General features: G+C 71.4%; 15 protein-coding genes. 9 read left to right on the forward strand and 6 right to left on the reverse strand.

The features are described 5' to 3' along the window. Positions 1 to 6 precede the first annotated feature (6 nt). Positions 7 to 1,134, reverse strand: a complete 1,128-nt coding sequence (locus ACPXCS_RS19900) for a magnesium and cobalt transport protein CorA (RefSeq protein WP_425945568.1) — start codon at positions 1,132 to 1,134, stop codon at positions 7 to 9. A gap of 299 nt (positions 1,135 to 1,433) precedes the next feature. Between ACPXCS_RS19900 and ACPXCS_RS19905 the strand changes: the two genes are divergently transcribed. Then, positions 1,434 to 2,225 (forward strand): class I SAM-dependent methyltransferase, encoded by a 792-nt coding sequence (locus ACPXCS_RS19905; RefSeq protein ID WP_425945569.1) that lies wholly within the window; start codon positions 1,434 to 1,436, stop codon positions 2,223 to 2,225. A 191-nt stretch (positions 2,226 to 2,416) separates the two neighbouring features. On the opposite strand, the gene ACPXCS_RS19910 is transcribed toward ACPXCS_RS19905, so the two are convergent. Further along, complete coding sequence (locus ACPXCS_RS19910; protein ID WP_425945570.1) at positions 2,417 to 3,412, reverse strand: carbohydrate kinase family protein; 996 nt, start codon at positions 3,410 to 3,412, stop codon at positions 2,417 to 2,419. After that, positions 3,409 to 4,317, reverse strand: a complete 909-nt coding sequence (locus ACPXCS_RS19915) for a pseudouridine-5'-phosphate glycosidase (protein WP_425945571.1) — start codon at positions 4,315 to 4,317, stop codon at positions 3,409 to 3,411. Before ACPXCS_RS19915 ends, ACPXCS_RS19910 begins: the two co-directional genes overlap by 4 nt. Before the next feature lie 107 nt (positions 4,318 to 4,424). Here ACPXCS_RS19915 and ACPXCS_RS19920 point away from each other — a divergent pair, with 107 nt between their 5' ends. Continuing rightward, entirely contained in the window at positions 4,425 to 4,853 is a 429-nt protein-coding gene (locus tag ACPXCS_RS19920) for a VOC family protein (protein WP_425945572.1), read from the forward strand. A 9-nt stretch (positions 4,854 to 4,862) separates the two neighbouring features. On the opposite strand, the gene ACPXCS_RS19925 is transcribed toward ACPXCS_RS19920, so the two are convergent. After that, a complete protein-coding gene (locus ACPXCS_RS19925; RefSeq protein ID WP_425945573.1) occupies positions 4,863 to 5,417 on the reverse strand; it encodes a methylated-DNA--[protein]-cysteine S-methyltransferase in 555 nt (184 codons plus the stop codon). 307 nt (positions 5,418 to 5,724) lie between these two features. Further along, positions 5,725 to 6,603 (reverse strand): glycerophosphodiester phosphodiesterase, encoded by an 879-nt coding sequence (locus tag ACPXCS_RS19930; protein ID WP_425945575.1) that lies wholly within the window; start codon positions 6,601 to 6,603, stop codon positions 5,725 to 5,727. A 292-nt stretch (positions 6,604 to 6,895) separates the two neighbouring features. Here ACPXCS_RS19930 and ACPXCS_RS19935 point away from each other — a divergent pair, with 292 nt between their 5' ends. The 7 genes from ACPXCS_RS19935 to ACPXCS_RS19965 all read left to right on the forward strand — a co-directional run bounded on the left by ACPXCS_RS19935 (position 6,896) and on the right by ACPXCS_RS19965 (position 15,610). Further along, complete coding sequence (locus ACPXCS_RS19935; protein ID WP_425945576.1) at positions 6,896 to 7,768, forward strand: MHYT domain-containing protein; 873 nt, start codon at positions 6,896 to 6,898, stop codon at positions 7,766 to 7,768. 40 nt (positions 7,769 to 7,808) lie between these two features. Beyond that, positions 7,809 to 9,953, forward strand: a complete 2,145-nt coding sequence (gene uvrB / locus ACPXCS_RS19940; RefSeq protein WP_425945577.1) for an excinuclease ABC subunit UvrB — start codon at positions 7,809 to 7,811, stop codon at positions 9,951 to 9,953. Between the two features lie 139 nt (positions 9,954 to 10,092). Then, entirely contained in the window at positions 10,093 to 10,671 is a 579-nt protein-coding gene (locus ACPXCS_RS19945) for a TerD family protein (RefSeq protein ID WP_425945578.1), read from the forward strand. Between the two features lie 76 nt (positions 10,672 to 10,747). Next, positions 10,748 to 12,766 carry a TerD family protein gene (locus tag ACPXCS_RS19950; protein ID WP_425945579.1) on the forward strand — a complete coding sequence of 673 codons (2,019 nt, stop codon included), beginning with the start codon at positions 10,748 to 10,750 and terminating at the stop codon, positions 12,764 to 12,766. 237 nt (positions 12,767 to 13,003) lie between these two features. Beyond that, on the forward strand, positions 13,004 to 14,005 hold the full coding sequence (locus tag ACPXCS_RS19955) for a TerC family protein (RefSeq protein WP_425945580.1): 1,002 nt from the start codon (positions 13,004 to 13,006) through the stop codon (positions 14,003 to 14,005). A 129-nt stretch (positions 14,006 to 14,134) separates the two neighbouring features. Further along, on the forward strand, positions 14,135 to 14,437 hold the full coding sequence (locus ACPXCS_RS19960; RefSeq protein WP_425945581.1) for a hypothetical protein: 303 nt from the start codon (positions 14,135 to 14,137) through the stop codon (positions 14,435 to 14,437). A gap of 72 nt (positions 14,438 to 14,509) precedes the next feature. After that, on the forward strand, positions 14,510 to 15,610 hold the full coding sequence (locus ACPXCS_RS19965) for a calcium:proton antiporter (protein WP_425945582.1): 1,101 nt from the start codon (positions 14,510 to 14,512) through the stop codon (positions 15,608 to 15,610). A gap of 10 nt (positions 15,611 to 15,620) precedes the next feature. Here the strand turns inward: ACPXCS_RS19965 and ACPXCS_RS19970 are convergent, their stop codons facing one another. Then, positions 15,621 to 16,889 (reverse strand): MFS transporter, encoded by a 1,269-nt coding sequence (locus tag ACPXCS_RS19970; protein ID WP_425945583.1) that lies wholly within the window; start codon positions 16,887 to 16,889, stop codon positions 15,621 to 15,623. Positions 16,890 to 16,949 lie beyond the last annotated feature (60 nt).

The following is a 16,949-nucleotide window of genomic DNA, read 5'->3' on the forward strand; positions in this document are numbered from 1 at the left end:
CCGCGGTCAGAGCCAGCCGCTGCGCCGGAACATCCGGTACAGCGACACGCACGCCACGGATATGACGCCGATGACCATGCCGTAGCCGTACCTCCAGTGCAGCTCCGGCATGTGGTCGAAGTTCATGCCGTACATCCCGCAGACCATCGTCGGCACGGCGATGATCGCGGCCCACGCCGTGATCTTCCGCATGTCCTCGTTCTGCGCGACCGTGACCTGCGCGAGGTGCGCCTGCAGGATGGAGTTGAGGAGTTCGTCGAAGGCGGCGATCTGCTCCTTCGCCCGCAGCAGGTGGTCCGAGACATCCCGGAAGTACGCCTGTATCTCGGGGTCGACCGCGCGGATCGGCCGGGTGGCGAGATCCTCCAGCGGCCGGCTGAGCGGCACCACCGCCCGCTTCAGTTCGAGCAGTTCGCGCTTGAGCTGGTAGATCCGGCCCGGGTCGGCCCGCGCGCCGTCCTGTGCGAACACGTCCGTCTCGACCTGGTCGATGTCCAGCTGCACCGAGTCCGTGACGCTGAGGTAGTCGTCGACCACGTGGTCCGCGATCGCGTGCAGCACCGCGGAGGGGCCCTTGGCGAGCTGCTGCGGGTCGGACTCCAGCTCCTCGCGCAGCGGACCCAGCGAGCCGTGCCGGCCGTGCCGGACCGTGATCACGAAGTCATGGCCGACGAACACCATGATCTCGCCGGTGTTCACCACCTCGCTGGTGGCCGTGAGCTCCTCGTGCTCGACGTAGCAGACCGTCTTGAACACCGCGAACAGCGTCTCGTCGTAGCGCTCCAGCTTGGGGCGCTGGTGGGCCTCGACGGCGTCCTCGACGGCCAGGGGATGGAGGTCGAAGAGCTCGGCGATGCCCGCGAACTCCTGGTCCGTCGGCTCGTGCAGGCCGAGCCAGACGAAGCCCTCCCGGTGCTTGCGCACCCGCTCCACGACGTCCACCAGATCGCCGCGTGTGGGTGTGCGGACACCGTCCCGGTACGACACGCAGTTCACGACCGAGGAACCCAGCGGGGAGCGGGCGGGGTGGCTCAGATCGACGCGGGGACGTCGCCGGGCCAGCCGGGCCACCTTGCGCAGGCCGTCGACCCCGCCGAGGCTCGTGACCTTCCGCAGATTCCCTGCCATGGACATCCGGATCTCCTTGCGTGGAACTCCTCGCGCCGTTCCCTGCGCCCTGGCCCGCCAGTCTGCCAGGCCCGTGTGAGCTGCGGGTAAGCCTGTGGAAACGGCCCGTTCCGCTTGGTTCCCGGCTGTGGACGAACGACGCGCAGGCGCCGACGTTCTGACACATCGACGCATGGCGGCGCCGGGTGGTTCTGCGGGCGGGGGACGGAATCGGGGGCAGCCGTCTTCTCGCCGCACCGGCGGCGCCGCCCCCGTATGGAGCGTCGACCGTTACGGATAAGTCGGACAACTGGGATGATCGAGGCATGACGCGAACCGATGGGCACCTCCTCGACACCCGGCAGGCCGTGGCGGCCGAGCATTTCAGCGCCTTCGCCGCTCTCTTCGACCCCACCACGTTCCGGCACCTCGAAACGCTCGGCGTCGGATCCGGCTGGCGCTGCTGGGAGGTCGGCGCCGGTACGACCGTGGTGTCCTGGCTGGCGAAGAAGGTCGGCCCGACCGGACGCGTCGTCGCGACCGACACCGACACCGTGCGGCTGGCCTCCGCGGCCCGGCCGCCCGTCGAGGTGCGCGCCCACGAACTCGGGGCGCAGGAGCCGCCCGGCGAGGGCTTCGACCTGGTGCACGCTCGCCTCGCCCTCGTCCACGTCACCGACCGGGAGCGGGCGTTGCGGTCCATGGCCAGGGCCCTGCGCCCCGGCGGCCGCCTCCTCGTCGAGGACGCCGACCCCACCCTTCAGCCCCTGCTGTGTCCCGACGAGTACGGCCCCGAGCAGCAGCTCGCGAACCGGCTGCGGAGCGGCTTCCGCAAACTGCTCGCCGACCGCGGCACCGAGCTGCCCTGCGGCCGTACCCTGCCGCGCCTGCTGCGTGAGGCCGGCCTGACCCGCGTCCACGCCGACGCCTACTTCCCCCTCGCGTCACCGGCCTGTGCGGCCCTGGAGTCCGTCACGATCCGTCAGATCCGCGACCAGCTGGTCGCCGCGGGTCTCGCCACGGACCAGGACATCGACCGGCACCTCGTGAACGTCACGTCCGGTGCGCTCGATCTGACGACGGCACCGATGATCTCGGCGTGGGGGCGCAGGGCGTAGCGAGGTGGGGTGCGTGGCCGTGAGCCGTGGCCGTGGGCCGCGGCCGGCTTGGCGAAGGACGCACGGGTCTTTGCGGCAGGGAGTCATCACGTCCGGCGAGGGTGCAGGGAGCCATCACCTCCGGTGAGGGCGCGGGGAGCCGTCATGTGTGACGAGGGCGCGGGAGCCCTCACCGTCGGCACGGGTGCACGTCACTCAGGCAGGGGCGGCCGTCCACCCACCCGCTCCACCGCTCTCGCACCGGCCCGGCAGCCCTCCGCCGCAGCGTCCTCCGGTTCGGCGCCCGCGAGCAGGGCGGCGAGGAACGCGCCGGTGAAGGCGTCACCGGCACCCGTGGTGTCCCGTGGCTTCGCCGGCACGGCGGGAACGCGGGCGCACACCTTCCCCGCACGGGCGACGAGCGCCCCCTCGCAACCCTGCTTGGCCACGACCAGAGGAACGCGCCGGCTCAGCTCGGCCGCCGCGTCGGCCGCATCGGTCGTCCCGGTGAGCAGGCACGCCTCGTCCCGGCTGGGCAGGAGCACCTCCACGCCCTCGACGAGCGTCAGGAACCGCTCCGCGCCGAGCTTCCCGAGGAACCCCGCCGAGGCGGGGTCCAGACTCACCGGCACCCCACGCGCGCGTGCCGCTTCCAGGGCCACGCCCACCAGGGAGCGACCGGGTTCCGAGAACAGGAGGTAGCCCGACAGGTGCAGCCGGGCGACGCCGTCGAGCAGCGCGTCCGACCAGTCGGCGGGTTCGAGCCGCAGGGACGCGCCGCTGTCGGTGAGGAACGTCCGCTCCGCCGAAGCGCCCTCGTCCACCAGGCAGATCACCGTGCCGGTCGGCGCCTGCGGATCGACGACCAGGCGCGGGCGCACGCCCTGCGCCGCCAGCTCCCGCTCGTGCCAGGCAGCCGCATCCGCCCCCACCCGCCCGAGCAGGCGCACCTCCGCGGCACCCCGGTGGGCGGCCCAGCACGCCACGTTGGCCCCTGCCCCGCCCGGCACCGTCCGGATGGCGGCAGCCGTGTCCGTTCCGGCGGCGAGCGGCCCTCGATGCCGCGCGACGACATCCGTGACGACATCCCCGACGACGAGCAGCGCCCGGGGCCGATCCGCTCCTGAGCGGGCGTCCGGGTCAGGGCGGGGGCCGGATCCACCTGCGGACCTGCCCCCGGATCCACCCGCGAACGCACCTCCGCTCATGCCCGGGCCCAGGCCGCCGCGATCCGTGCCGCGAGGCGGACGTTGCCGCGGACCGCCGCCAGGTTGGCGCTCAGGGAGGCGCCGTCGGTGTGCCGCACCAGGTAGTCGAGCAGGAACGGCGTGACGGCCTGTCCTGTGATCCCCTCCGCCTCGCACGCGTGCAGCGCGTCCGCGAGCACGCGTGCGTGCAGGTCCGGATCGAGCTGCTCCTCCTCGGGGACGGGATTCGCGACGATCAGCGCCGACTCCGGACCGCCGAGCGCGTCCTGCGCCCGCATGACGTCCGCCACCTGCTCCGGGTTCGCCAGCGTCCAGTCCACCGGATGCCCAGAGTCGGACAGGTAGAAGCCGGGGAACCGGTCCGTCCCGTACCCGGCCACCGCGACCCCGAGCGTCTCCAGCCGCTGCAGCGTCGCCGGCACGTCCAGGATCGACTTCACCCCGGCGCACACCACCGTGATCCGCGTCCGGGCCAGCAGGCCCAGGTCCGCCGACTCGTCCTGCGTCACCGTCCACTCCCGGTGCACCCCGCCGAGCCCACCCGTCGCGAACACCCGTACCCCGGCCAGCGCCGCCAGCAGCGCGGTCGCCGACACCGTGGTCGCCCCGCTCGCCCCCGACGCCACCGCGAGCGGCAGGTCACGATGGCCCAGCTTGCGGATGCCGTCCTCGTTCGCGACCCGTTCCAGCTGCTCCTTGTCCAGCCCCACACGGGGCCGCCCGTCGAGCACGGCGATCGTCGCGGGCACCGCGCCCTCCTGCCGCACGGCCGTCTCCAGCTCCAGCGCCACCTGGAGGTTGCGGGGCCGCGGCAGCCCGTGGGCGATGATCGTGGACTCCAGCGCCACCACGGGCCGACCCGCGTCGAGCGCCTCCCGCACCTCTTCGGACACCACCAGCACCACGCGCCTGCCTCCTGTCAGCCGGCCAGTCGGTCTTCCCTCATCTCTGGCGGGCGGCACACCGGGCCAAACCCTTGCGGGCCGGCGGACACCTCACGAGCCTGGAGTGCATGACGGACAACACAGCGCGTCTCGACCACGTCGTCCTCTGGGTGCGCGACCCGCTCGCCGCCGCCGACTTCTACGAGAAGGCCGTCGGCATGGAGACGGTCAGGCTCACCGAGTTCGCCGCCGGTGAGGTGCCGTTCCCCTCCGTGCGCGTCAACGACGAGACCATCCTCGACCTCATGCCGCTGACCTTCGCGGAACGCATGACGATGCTGCCCGGTGCCGCCGACAGCGCAGGTCACCCCGTGAACCACGTCTGCCTGTCCCTGTCCGGCGACGGGTTCGACGCGCTCCTCAGCCGCCTCCAGGAACGCTCCATGCCGGTGTCGGACCTCTCGTACGACTCCTTCGGGGCCCGTGGCAAGGCCACCCGCAGCTTCTACTTCCGCGACCCGGACGGCAACGTGTTCGAGGCACGGCACTACGACTGACGGGCCGCCTCAGAACAGCGGCTCGGGCAGCACGCCTTCCAGGGCGAGCAGCTTCCGCTTGGTCTCCAGCCCACCGCCGAACCCGCCGATACCGCCGCCGCTCTCGACGACCCGGTGACAGGGCACCACCACCGGCAGCGGATTGGCACCCATGGCCATGCCCACGGCCTGCGCGGCACCCGGTTGCCCGACCCGCCCGGCGAGATCGCCGTACCCCACCACGGAGCCGTACGGCACGCCGGCGGCGAGGGCGCGCAGGACCTGACGGTTGAAGCCGGAGATCAGCGACCAGTCCAGCGGCAGGTCGAAGTCCCGGCGCTCACCGGCGAAGTACGCCTGCACCTGGCGTATCGCCTCGGCCAGCAGCGGGGAGCCGGGCGCCTCGACGGGCTCGGTACCGAACCGCGACGCCAGCCGCTCGACCGCCCTGTCCCGTACCGCGTCCGTCGCATGGAACACGACGTTGACCAGGCCGGCCTCCGTCGCGGCCAGCAGCAACGGACCGATCCCGGTACCGACGACGGCCCACACGACCCGCTGCCCGACCTGCTCCTGACTGTCCATGCGCCCACCGTACGACCCACCACTGACAACGCCGTCCCCTCGGCCACGGTCCACCCGCCGAGCCACGTCTCACCGCCCCGCCACAGTCCACCCGCCGAACCACCGATCACCGCCCCGCCACGGTCTACCCGCCGAGCCACCGCTCACCGCCCCGCCACAGTCCACCCGCCGAGCCACGTCTCACCGCCCCGCCACAGTCCACCCATCGAGCCACGTCTCACCGCCCCGCCACGGTCCACCCGCCGAACCGCCGATCACCTGCCGAACCACCGATCACCTGCCCGAGCGGTGGCGGCCCGAGCAGCCGTCACCGGCCCCGCCCCACGGCCCTGCGGACCACGTCCGGCCGGTTCGTGATGATCCCGTCGACGCCGTACCCCGCGACCCGCTGGGCCGTCGCCGCGTCGTCGACCGTCCAGGCGAACACCTCCAGAGGCCTGCCGTGCGGCCCCCTGAACGCCTGGACGGAGGAGACATAGGCCAGGCTGAGCGTGGCGTGCGACGGGTTGATCTGGTCGGTGAAGCGGGCGAGGCCCGGCAGGTCCGCCACCGGCGGCGTCCCGAGGAGCCCGGTCTTCACCCCGGGCTTGAGCCCGTGCACCATGCGCACACTGTCCGCGCTGAAGCTCTGGACGATCAGCCGGCCCAGGTGCGGCCGGTCGAGCCAGCCCTCGTTGCTGAGGACCTTCAGCGTCTGCCGCTCGATGCCCGGGTACAGCTCCGGGTTCTTGATCTCCAGCAGCAGCTTCTGGTGATGGCGCTCGACACGGTGCACGAACTGCTCCAGCGTCGGCACGCGCGCGCCCGTGTACGCGGGATCGAACCAGCTGCCCGCGTCCAGCCGGGCGATCTCCGCGGCCGTGAAGTCCCTCACCTTCCAGGGAGCCCGGTCGGGGAAGACCTCCTCGGCGTCGGTGGTGCGCCGCAGGTTGTCGTCGTGCAGGACGACCAGCTCGCCGTCCCTGGTCCGCTGGACGTCGTTCTCCACCCAGCGGATGCCCAGCTCGGCCGCCTTGTCCACCGCGGCCAGCGTGTTCTCCGGAGCGTACGCGGAGGCACCCCGGTGCGCGATGACACGGGGCGGGCCGCCACCGTCGGCGGCGGCCCGCGCGGGGGAGACGGGGAAGAGGAGAGCGGCGGTCCCCAGGAGCGCGGTGGTCGAGGCGGCAACAGCGCGCGCGTGCATGCGTACTCCTCGCGTCGAGCGATCATCGGCGTCATCACGGACAGCACAACTCTGACAGCAGAGGGTCAACGCGAGAGGGGTGCAGGATGGCCACAGGTTGAATGGAGATGACCCAACTCCGCTCACGGATGCCGCACAACTGGGGCAAGGCCGTGTTTCTTTGCCGGAAAGTCGTTCGACCATTCCGGTGGGGGTCATACTCTCTGCGTCGACCCTGACCGCTGGTGCGGTCCTGGGAGGGGGCGCACATTCAGGTATTCCGGGACGCAAAGGGCGGGAAGGGCAGCCGCGCATGCAGGGCACGGTCGACGGATTCAGCTACGGCCTGGTCACACCTCTGGTCGCCTATCTCATGGCCTGCCTCGGCGGCGCCCTGGGGCTGCGCTGCACCACCAGATCCATGCTGGTCGCCCAGTCCTGGCGCCCCGGCTGGCTCGCCCTCGGCTCCGCCGCCATCGGCTCCGGCATCTGGACCATGCACTTCATCGCCATGATGGGCTTCGCGATCCGGGGGACCCCCATCCACTACGACATGGCGATGACCTTCGCGAGCCTGGCCGTCGCGATCGTGATGGTCGGCGTCGGGATCTTCATCGTCGGCTACAAGGGAGCCCGCGGAACGGCCCTCTTCACCGGCGGCACCATCACCGGTCTCGGCATCGCCTCCATGCACTATCTCGGCATGGCGAGCATGACCCTGGACGGGAAGCTCGAGTACAACACCCTCACCGTCGGCGCCTCCGTCGTGATCGCCATGGGCGCCGCCACCGCGGCCCTGTGGGCGGCCGGCCAGGTCCGGGGCCTGCTGTGGAGCGTCGGCGCCAGCCTCGTCATGGGCCTGGCCGTCAGCGGCATGCACTACACCGGGATGGCCGCCCTCAGCGTCCACCTGCACGGCACGGCCGAGCCCACCACGGGCGAATCGCCCGCCACGCTGCTCGCCCCCATGCTGGTCGGACCCCTCGCCTTCCTGCTGCTCGCGGGCGTCGTGGTGATGTTCGACCCGCTGATGATCATGGGGAAGCCCGCCGTCGCCCCGGTCGAGCACAAGCCCGGGATCCCCGCCCGCACCCACCACACCGTCCACCACAACCCCGACCGCCTGCGGTTCCGCCCGCGCCGCCCCGCGCGGCACCAGAGCTCCCGCGCCCCGCAAAACCGCTGATCAGAGCCGGTTGTCAGTGGGAGGTCGTACGGTGGAACCCATGCGGCCCGTTTCCCAGATCGAACGCACGGTGGCGCCCTTCGAGGTCGTCAGTCCCTACCAGCCGAGCGGCGACCAGCCGGCGGCCATCGCCGAGCTCGCCCGGCGCATCCAGGCAGGCGAGAAGGACGTCGTCCTGCTCGGCGCGACCGGCACCGGCAAGTCCGCCACCACCGCGTGGATGATCGAGAAGCTCCAGCGCCCCACGCTCGTGATGGCGCCGAACAAGACGCTGGCCGCCCAGCTGGCGAACGAGTTCCGCGAGCTGCTGCCGAACAACGCCGTCGAGTACTTCGTCTCGTACTACGACTACTACCAGCCCGAGGCCTACGTCCCGCAGTCGGACACCTACATCGAGAAGGACTCCTCGATCAACGAGGAGGTGGAGCGCCTGCGGCACTCCGCGACCAACTCGCTGCTCACCCGCCGCGACGTCGTCGTGGTCGCCTCGGTCTCCTGCATCTACGGTCTGGGCACCCCGCAGGAGTACGTGGACCGCATGGTCCCCCTGCGGGTCGGTGACGAGATCGACCGCGACCAGCTGCTGCGCCGCTTCGTGGACATCCAGTACACGCGCAACGACATGGCCTTCTCCCGGGGCACCTTCCGCGTCCGCGGCGACACCATCGAGATCTTCCCGGTCTACGAGGAGCTGGCCGTCCGCATCGAGATGTTCGGCGACGAGATCGAGGCGCTGTCCACGCTGCACCCGCTCACCGGCGAGATCATCAGCGACGACCAGCACCTCTACGTCTTCCCGGCCTCCCACTACGTCGCGGGCCCCGAGCGCCTGGAGCGCGCGGTCAACGACATCGAGAAGGAGCTCGCCGAGCGCCTGACGGAGCTGGAGAAGCAGGGCAAGCTCCTGGAGGCGCAGCGCCTGCGCATGCGCACCACGTACGACATCGAGATGCTGCGCCAGATCGGCAGCTGCTCCGGCGTCGAGAACTACTCGATGCACTTCGACGGCCGCTCACCCGGTTCCCCGCCCAACACCCTGCTGGACTACTTCCCGGACGACTTCCTGCTCGTCATCGACGAGTCGCACGTCACCGTCCCGCAGATCGGAGCCATGTACGAGGGCGACGCCTCCCGCAAGCGCACCCTCGTCGACCACGGCTTCCGGCTCCCCTCCGCCCTGGACAACCGCCCGCTGAAGTGGGAGGAGTTCCAGGAGCGCATCGGCCAGACGGTCTACCTGTCGGCCACCCCGGGCACCTACGAGATGTCCCGCTCGGACGGCTTCGTCGAGCAGATCATCCGCCCCACCGGCCTCGTCGACCCGGAGGTCGTCGTCAAGCCCACCGAGGGCCAGATCGACGACCTGGTGCACGAGATCCGGCAGCGCACGGAGAAGGACGAGCGCGTCCTGGTCACCACGCTCACCAAGAAGATGGCCGAGGACCTCACGGACTACTTCCTGGAGCTCGGCATCCAGGTGCGCTACCTGCACAGCGACGTCGACACCCTCCGCCGCGTCGAGCTGCTGCGCGAGCTGCGCGCCGGCGAGTACGACGTGCTCGTCGGCATCAACCTCCTGCGCGAGGGCCTCGACCTGCCCGAGGTGTCCCTGGTGGCGATCCTGGACGCCGACAAGGAGGGCTTCCTGCGCTCCGGCACCTCGCTCATCCAGACCATCGGCCGCGCCGCGCGCAACGTCTCCGGCCAGGTCCACATGTACGCCGACAAGATCACCCCGGCGATGGAGAAGGCCATCGACGAGACCAACCGGCGCCGGGAGAAGCAGATCGCGTACAACACGGAGCACGGCATCGACCCCCAGCCCCTCCGCAAGAAGATCAACGACATCGTCGCCCAGATCGCCCGCGAGGACATCGACACCGAGCAGCTGCTCGGCTCGGGCTACCGCAAGTCCAGGAAGGACGGCGGCGGTACCAAGGCCCCCGTGCCCTCCCTCGGCAAGGCGGCCGAGGCGGCCAAGCCCGCCAAGGGCAAGGGCAGGGCCAAGGAGACGGTGCCGACGGACCGCCCCGCGGCCGAACTCGCCGAGCAGATCGAGGAGCTCACCACGCGGATGCGGGCCGCCGCCGCGGATCTGCAGTTCGAGATCGCGGCCCGGCTGCGCGACGAGGTCTCCGAGATGAAGAAGGAACTGCGCCAGATGAAGGAGGCCGGCCTGGCCTGACGGCGCACCGCGCACGCGCTGTGTTGCAAGACCGACACAAAGTGCGGACCGGGGTACGTCGCTGTCAGTGCCCCTGCGTAAGGTGCTGGTCAACCGCGACTGCGCGGCAACAGGGGACGTTCGAGAGGGGAATCAGCGCGTGACCGTCAACATGACCAAGGGTCAGGCCATCAGTCTGCAGAAGAACGACGGGGGCAGCCTGACCGCGGTGCGCATGGGTCTCGGCTGGCAGGCGGCTCCCCGGCGCGGCCTGTTCGGCTCGCGTACGCGAGAGATCGACCTCGACGCCTCCGCCGTGCTGTTCGCGGACAAGCAGCCCGTCGACGTGGTCTTCTTCCGCCACCTGGTGAGCGACGACGGCTCGGTCCGCCACACCGGCGACAACCTCGTCGGCGGTGTCGGCCAGGGCGGCGACGACGAGGCGATCCTCGTCGACCTCGCCCGGATCCCGGTCCACATCGACCAGATCGTCTTCACCGTGAACTCCTTCACGGGCCAGACGTTCCAGGAGGTGCAGAACGCGTTCTGCCGCCTCGTCGACGAGACCAACGGCCAGGAGCTCGCCCGCTACACGCTGGCCGGTGGCGGCCAGTACACGGCCCAGATCATGGCCAAGGTGCACCGCTCGGGCCCGGGCTGGACGATGACGGCCCTGGGCAACCCGGCCAACGGCCGCACCTTCCAGGACCTGATGCCGGCGATCCTGCCGGTGCTCTGAGCGCACCCGGCCCCGGGACCGGCGGGCCCGGCGGGCAGCACACGACCTCACACAACGACACAGGGGGACGAAGGCGATGACGGCCGAGCTGGTGCGGGGGCAGAACCACCCGCTCTCCCAGGCCCGTCTCGAGATCCGGATCTCGGCCGGCACGCCGATCGTGGCCGCGGCCGCGCTCAGCGACGACAGCGGCCGGATCCGCGGCGTGGAGTGGGTCGCCCACCCGGGCGCGCCCACCCAGCCGGGTCTCGAGGTCTCCCGGCAGGCCGCGGCGGACCACCGCCTCGCGGTGGACCTGGACGCCATGCCGGAAACCGTCCACCGGGTCGGTGTGCTGCTCGCCCTGCCCACGGGCGGCACGGGCCCGGTCCGCTTCGGGTCCGTCGCCGCCCCCTTCGTCGCCGTCACCGGCCTCGACGGCGCCGAGATCGCCAGCTACACCATCCACGGCCTGGACGCCGAGTCGGCCGTCGTCGCCCTGGAGCTCTACCGCCGGCAGGACGCCTGGAAGGTGCGCGCGGTCGGCCAGGGCTACGCGGGCGGCCTCGCCGAACTCCTCACCGACCAGGGCCTGCCGCAGGCCCAGCAGCTCGCCGGCAGCATCAACGAGGCGGTGGCCCAAGGGCTGGCCCGCTCGGTGCAGGCGCCCCCGCCGCGCACGGCGGAGGGCGACCGCTCCCGGCAGGCCGCGGCCCCGGCCCTCGGCCCGGACCAGGGTGGCACCGCCCCCCAGTCCGGCCCGGTCCCGCCGGTGTCCCCGTACGGAGGCCAGACGTCCGGCGGGCCGGGGCAGTCCGTCCCGCAGCCGCCGTCCTACCCCGGCGCCACGCAGGACTCCGCCTCCGTCACCCAGCCGTCCGCGCCCACCGCGGGCGGACCGATCGACTACAGCCACCCGCGCCGCCAGAACGCCGCGCCGCCCCCGCCGCCGCCCACCGCGCCCCCGGCCGCGCCCGGGGAGCCCGCCCGGCCCGTCGCGGGCGACGCGACCGGCTGGTCCATGGAGGAGCGGCTCTACAACCAGGTGTGGGGCATGTTCGAGGACCTCGCCCGCACCACGGCCGCCTACCGCAGCGCCGTCGACTTCGCCGAGTCCCGCATGGACAAGGAGCTCGAACAGGTCCTGTCCGACCCGCGCAGCCGGATTGGGGGGCAGGGTGACGCCGCCCGCGAGGCGGCCCGCGCCCGTCACGCCCAGCTCGTCGACCAGGCCAGGGAAGCCCTCGACCGGGACCTGGCCCAGTTGCAGGCCGAGGCCGAGGTGGTCGAGCCGGCCCTTCCGCCGGCGTACGCCGGCTGGGACAACCCGGTGTGGCACGCCTACCGGGTGCCGATGGAGATCCCCATGGCCCTGCGCCTGGGCGACCTCCACCTCCCCGAGGCCGAGGGGATCCGCATCCCGATGCTGGTGCGGCTGCCGCTGGAGCGCGGCCTGTGGATCGACAGCGGTCGCACCGCGTCGTCCGACGGTTCGTTCGCCGACGCGCACGCCCTGGGACGGCTGGCCATGGAGACGGCGGTCGCGCACGCCGCCCGGCTGCTCGCCGTCTACCCGGCGGGCGAGTTCACCGTCCATGTCATCGACCCGGCCGGCTCGGGGGCGCAGGCGCTGGCGCCGCTCGTGCAGAGCGGCGTGCTCGCGGCCCCGCCCGCGCTCGGCGCGGCGGGCGTCACGGACGTGCTGACGCGTCTGACCCAGCGGGTCGACCTGGTGCAGATGGCGATCCGGGGCGGTGCGGCGGACGCCCTCCCGCCCGGATTCGACACCGCCCAGCAGCTGCTGATCGTCAACGACTTCCCGCACGGCTTCGACGACCGCGCCGTGAACCAGCTGCGCTACCTCGCGGACGAGGGCCCCGCCTTCGGGGTGCATCTGATGATGGTGGCCGACCGCGAGGAGTCCGCCGCGTACGGGCCGTTGCTCGACCCGCTGTGGCGTGCCCTGCTGCGACTGACGCCGGGGCCCGACGACCACCTCGCCGACCCGTGGGTGGGCCACGCCTGGACGTACGAGCCGTCGCTCGTGCCGCCCGGCAGCACGGTCCTCCAGCAGGTGCTCGCACAGGTGGCGGCCGCTCGCACCAAGTACATGTAAAGCCCGCTGACCAGGGTTTTTGGTCTTTCTTTTGCCAAGCGCTTTACCTGTTCTTGGTGATTGGGTACTGTTGAGGGCACGGAGGGGAGTACTCCCTGTCTGCTGCGGCGTACCCGTCAATACGGATCAGGTCGGAAGAGATCGGACCTGGACCCGGGGCGTCGGCCCATCGTTGGGTGGAAGAGACCTCCGGCAGCTACGACGCTGACATTTGCCGTGACGACTGCCGGAGGCGCAGTGGATGTTTCCCTGACCCTATGGGTCCTGACGATCGTGGGCCTGGCGGCCCTCATCGCGGTCGACTTCTTCATCGGCCGCAAGCCGCACGACGTGTCGATCAAGGAAGCCGGAATCTGGACGGTCGTCTGGATCGTCCTCGCCGTGCTCTTCGGGCTCGGCCTGCTGATGTTCGCCGGCGGCCAGCCGGCCGGTGAGTTCTTCGCGGGCTTCATCACCGAGAAGTCACTGAGCGTGGACAACCTCTTCGTCTTCGTCCTGATCATGGCGAAGTTCGCGGTGCCCTCGCAGTACCAGCAGCGGGTGCTGCTCGTCGGTGTCCTCATCGCCCTGGTCCTGCGCGCGATCTTCATCGCCGCCGGTGCCGCGATCCTCGCCAGCTTCTCCTGGGTGTTCTACCTCTTCGGTGCCTTCCTCATCTGGACCGCCTGGAAGCTCATCCAGGAGGCCCGTGCGGACGAGGAGGACGAGGACTGGGAGGAGAACAAGCTCCTCAAGGCCGCCGAGCGCCGCTTCGGTGTGGCCGACCGCTACCACGGCACCAAGCTGTGGATCCAGCAGAACGGCAAGCGGGTCATGACCCCGATGCTGGTCGTGATGCTCGCGATCGGTATGACGGACGTCCTGTTCGCCCTCGACTCCATCCCCGCGATCTTCGGCCTGACGCAGGACCCGTACATCGTCTTCACGGCCAACGCGTTCGCCCTGATGGGTCTGCGGCAGCTGTACTTCCTCATCGGCGGTCTGCTGAAGAAGCTGGTCCACCTCAGCTACGGCCTGTCGATCATCCTGGGCTTCATCGGCGTGAAGCTGGTGCTGCACGCCCTGCACGAGTCCGGGGTGCACGTCCCCGAGATCAGCATCCCGGTCTCGCTCGGCGTGATCTGCTCCGTCCTGATCGTCACCACCCTCACCAGTCTGCGGGCTTCCAAGAAGCAGGCGGCGGCCGAGGCGGCGCAGGGGCAGAGCGGAAGCGCTCCGAAGGACAGCATCGACGTCTGACCACGCCGGACGTAGGAACAACCATCACCGGGACCGGTGCGCGGCGAATTGCCGGGCACCGGTCCCGGTGCTTGCTTGGTCCTGTGCGCGTTCCCCGGCCCGGGGGCGCCGTGGCCGGCGGGAGATGCCATGAAGTTCGTCCAGATCATCGACTTCGAGACCGAGCGCTTGGACGAGATGGAGCAGATCTTCGAAGAGGCCGGGCAGCGTGGCGCCGGCCGTACGGGCGGTCCCACGCACCGGATGCTCCTGAAGGACCGCGACAACCCCAACCGCTACCTGGCCCTGATCGAGTTCGACTCGTACGAGGAGGCCATGCGCAACAGCGACGACCCCGAGACCGGCAGGATGGCCGAGCGGGTGGGCGCGCTCTGCATCGGCGACCGGGTCTTCACCAACTGCGACGTCCTGGACGCCCGCGACCTCAGGTAGCGCGCCCTCGCGAGCGACGGAGCCCCACGCGACCGGAGTGCGGGGTTCCGTCACCTCTGCGACGATCACTGCATGATCGCTCGGCGCCGGCCGCTCGCGGCACAGTGGACGACCCTGGTGCCCCTGCTCGCGGTGGTGCTGCTCGTGTTCACCTGGGGGCGCGATCTGCCGGGCGCGGTCGTCGCGCTGGTGACCCTGGTGCTCGCCGGAGCCGTCCTGGCAGCTGTGCACCACGCCGAGGTGGTGGCCCACCGGGTCGGTGAACCGTTCGGCTCCCTCGTCCTCGCCGTCGCGGTGACGATCATCGAGGTCGCCCTCATCGTCACCCTCATGGCCGACGGCGGGGACAAGAGCTCGACACTGGCCCGCGACACGGTCTTCGCCGCCGTGATGATCACCTGCAACGGCATCGTCGGACTGTGCCTCCTGGTCGCCTCGCTGCGGCACGGCACGGCCGTCTTCAACCCCGAGGGCACCGGCGCCGCCCTCGCGACCGTCGCCACCCTGGCCACGCTCAGCCTGGTCCTGCCGACGTTCACCACCAGCAAGCCGGGTCCGGAGTTCTCCACGGTCCAGCTGACCTTCGCGGCGCTGTCCTCGCTGGTGCTGTACGGCCTGTTCGTCGCGACACAGACCGTGCGGCACCGCGACTACTTCCTGCCGATCACCCGGCACGGCGAGGTCATCACCGCGGAGGCCCACGCCGAGGCGCCGACCGCCCGAACCGCCCTGATCAGCCTGGGGCTGCTGGGCCTGGCCCTGATCGGCGTGGTGGGCCTCGCCAAGGGGGTGTCGCCGACCATCGAGTCCGGGGTGGAGGCCGCCGGGCTGCCCCAGGCCGTCGTCGGCGTGGTCATCGCGTTGCTGGTCCTGCTGCCGGAGACCATCGCCGCCCTGCGCTCCGCCCGCCGCGACCGCGTGCAGACCAGCCTGAACCTGGCCCTCGGCTCGGCCATGGCCAGCATCGGCCTGACCATCCCCGCCGTGGCGCTCGCCTCGCTCTGGCTCTCCGGCCCCCTGGTCCTCGGACTCGGCGCCACCCACATGGTGCTGCTCGCCCTGACGGTGGTGGTCGCCTCCCTGACGGTCGTGCCGGGCCGGGCCACGCCGCTCCAGGGCGGTGTCCACCTGGTGCTGTTCGCGGCGTACCTGGAACTCGCGATCAACCCGTGAGCGGGCCGGCTCAAGCCGCCTCGGCGGCCGCCCGCACCGGCACCGGCCGCGTCTCCGGGAGCATCGCGAAGCACGCCAGGCTGAACAGCGCGATCGCCGTCAGATACGCCGCCACACCCCACGGCACCCGCCCGCCCTGCTCGGCGAGGGCCGTGGCCACGATCGGGGTGAGCGCACCCCCGAGGACCCCGCCCAGGTTGTAGCCGACGGCGGCGCCGGTGCAGCGCACCCGGGGCTCGTAGAGCTCCGGCAGGTACGCGGCGATCACGGCGAACATCGTGATGAACGAGAGCATCGCACCGAGGAAGCCGAGGAACATCGGCAGCGGCGCGCCGGTGGCGAGCAGCGCGACCATCGGGAACATCCACAGGGCCGCGGCCGTGCACCCGGCCAGGCACAGGGGCCGCCGCCCGTAGCGGTCCCCGAGCAGCGCCACCAGCGGCGTGAGCGCGCCCTTCACGACCACCGCGCCCATGATGCAGGTCAGCATCACGGAGCGGCTGACACCGAGCCGTTCGGTGCCGTAGGCGAGGGACCAGGTCGTCACGGCGTAGAAGATGGCGTAGCCGATGGCGAGGGCGCCGCCGGTCAGCAGCAGCAGGCGCCAGTGATGGCGCACGACCTCGACGAGCGGCACGCGCGCGTGGTCGTCGAGTTCGAGGAAGCGCGGGCTCTCGGTGAGCGACGAGCGCAGCCACAGCCCCACCAGGGCCAGCACGCCCGCCACCCAGAACGGCACCCGCCACCCCCACGCAGCGAACTGCGCCTCGGACAGGGCCGAGGACAGCCCGAGGACCACCCCGTTGGCGAGCAGGAACCCCACGGCGGGCCCGACCTGCGGGAAGCTCGACCACAGCCCGCGCCGGCCCGCGGGCGCGTGCTCCACCGTCAGCAGCACCGCCCCGCCCCACTCGCCGCCCAGCCCCAGCCCTTGCAGGAAACGCAGCACCAGGAGCAGCAGGGGAGCGGCCACGCCGATCGTGTCGTAGGTCGGTACGCAGCCGACCGCGACCGTGGAGGCGCCGGTCAGCAGCAGGGAGGCGACGAGGACCGGCCGCCGCCCGCGCCGGTCGCCGATGTGCCCGAACAACACCGACCCCAGCGGCCGGGCGACGAAGCCCACGCCGAAGGTGGCGAAGGCGGCCAGCGTGCCGGCCACCGGCGAGAAGGTCGGGAAGAACAGCGGCCCGAGGATCAGGGCCGCCGCCGTCCCGTAGACGAAGAAGTCGTAGAACTCGATGGCCGTGCCGGCCAGTGAGGCGGCCGCGAGGCGCGGCATGGAGGGTGCCCTTACGGTGCGTACGTCGTGCATGCCCCGCCAACTACCCATAGTGACGGG

It is taken from the genome of Streptomyces sp. DT190, assembly GCF_049846985.1.
GTDB lineage: Bacteria > Actinomycetota > Actinomycetes > Streptomycetales > Streptomycetaceae > Streptomyces.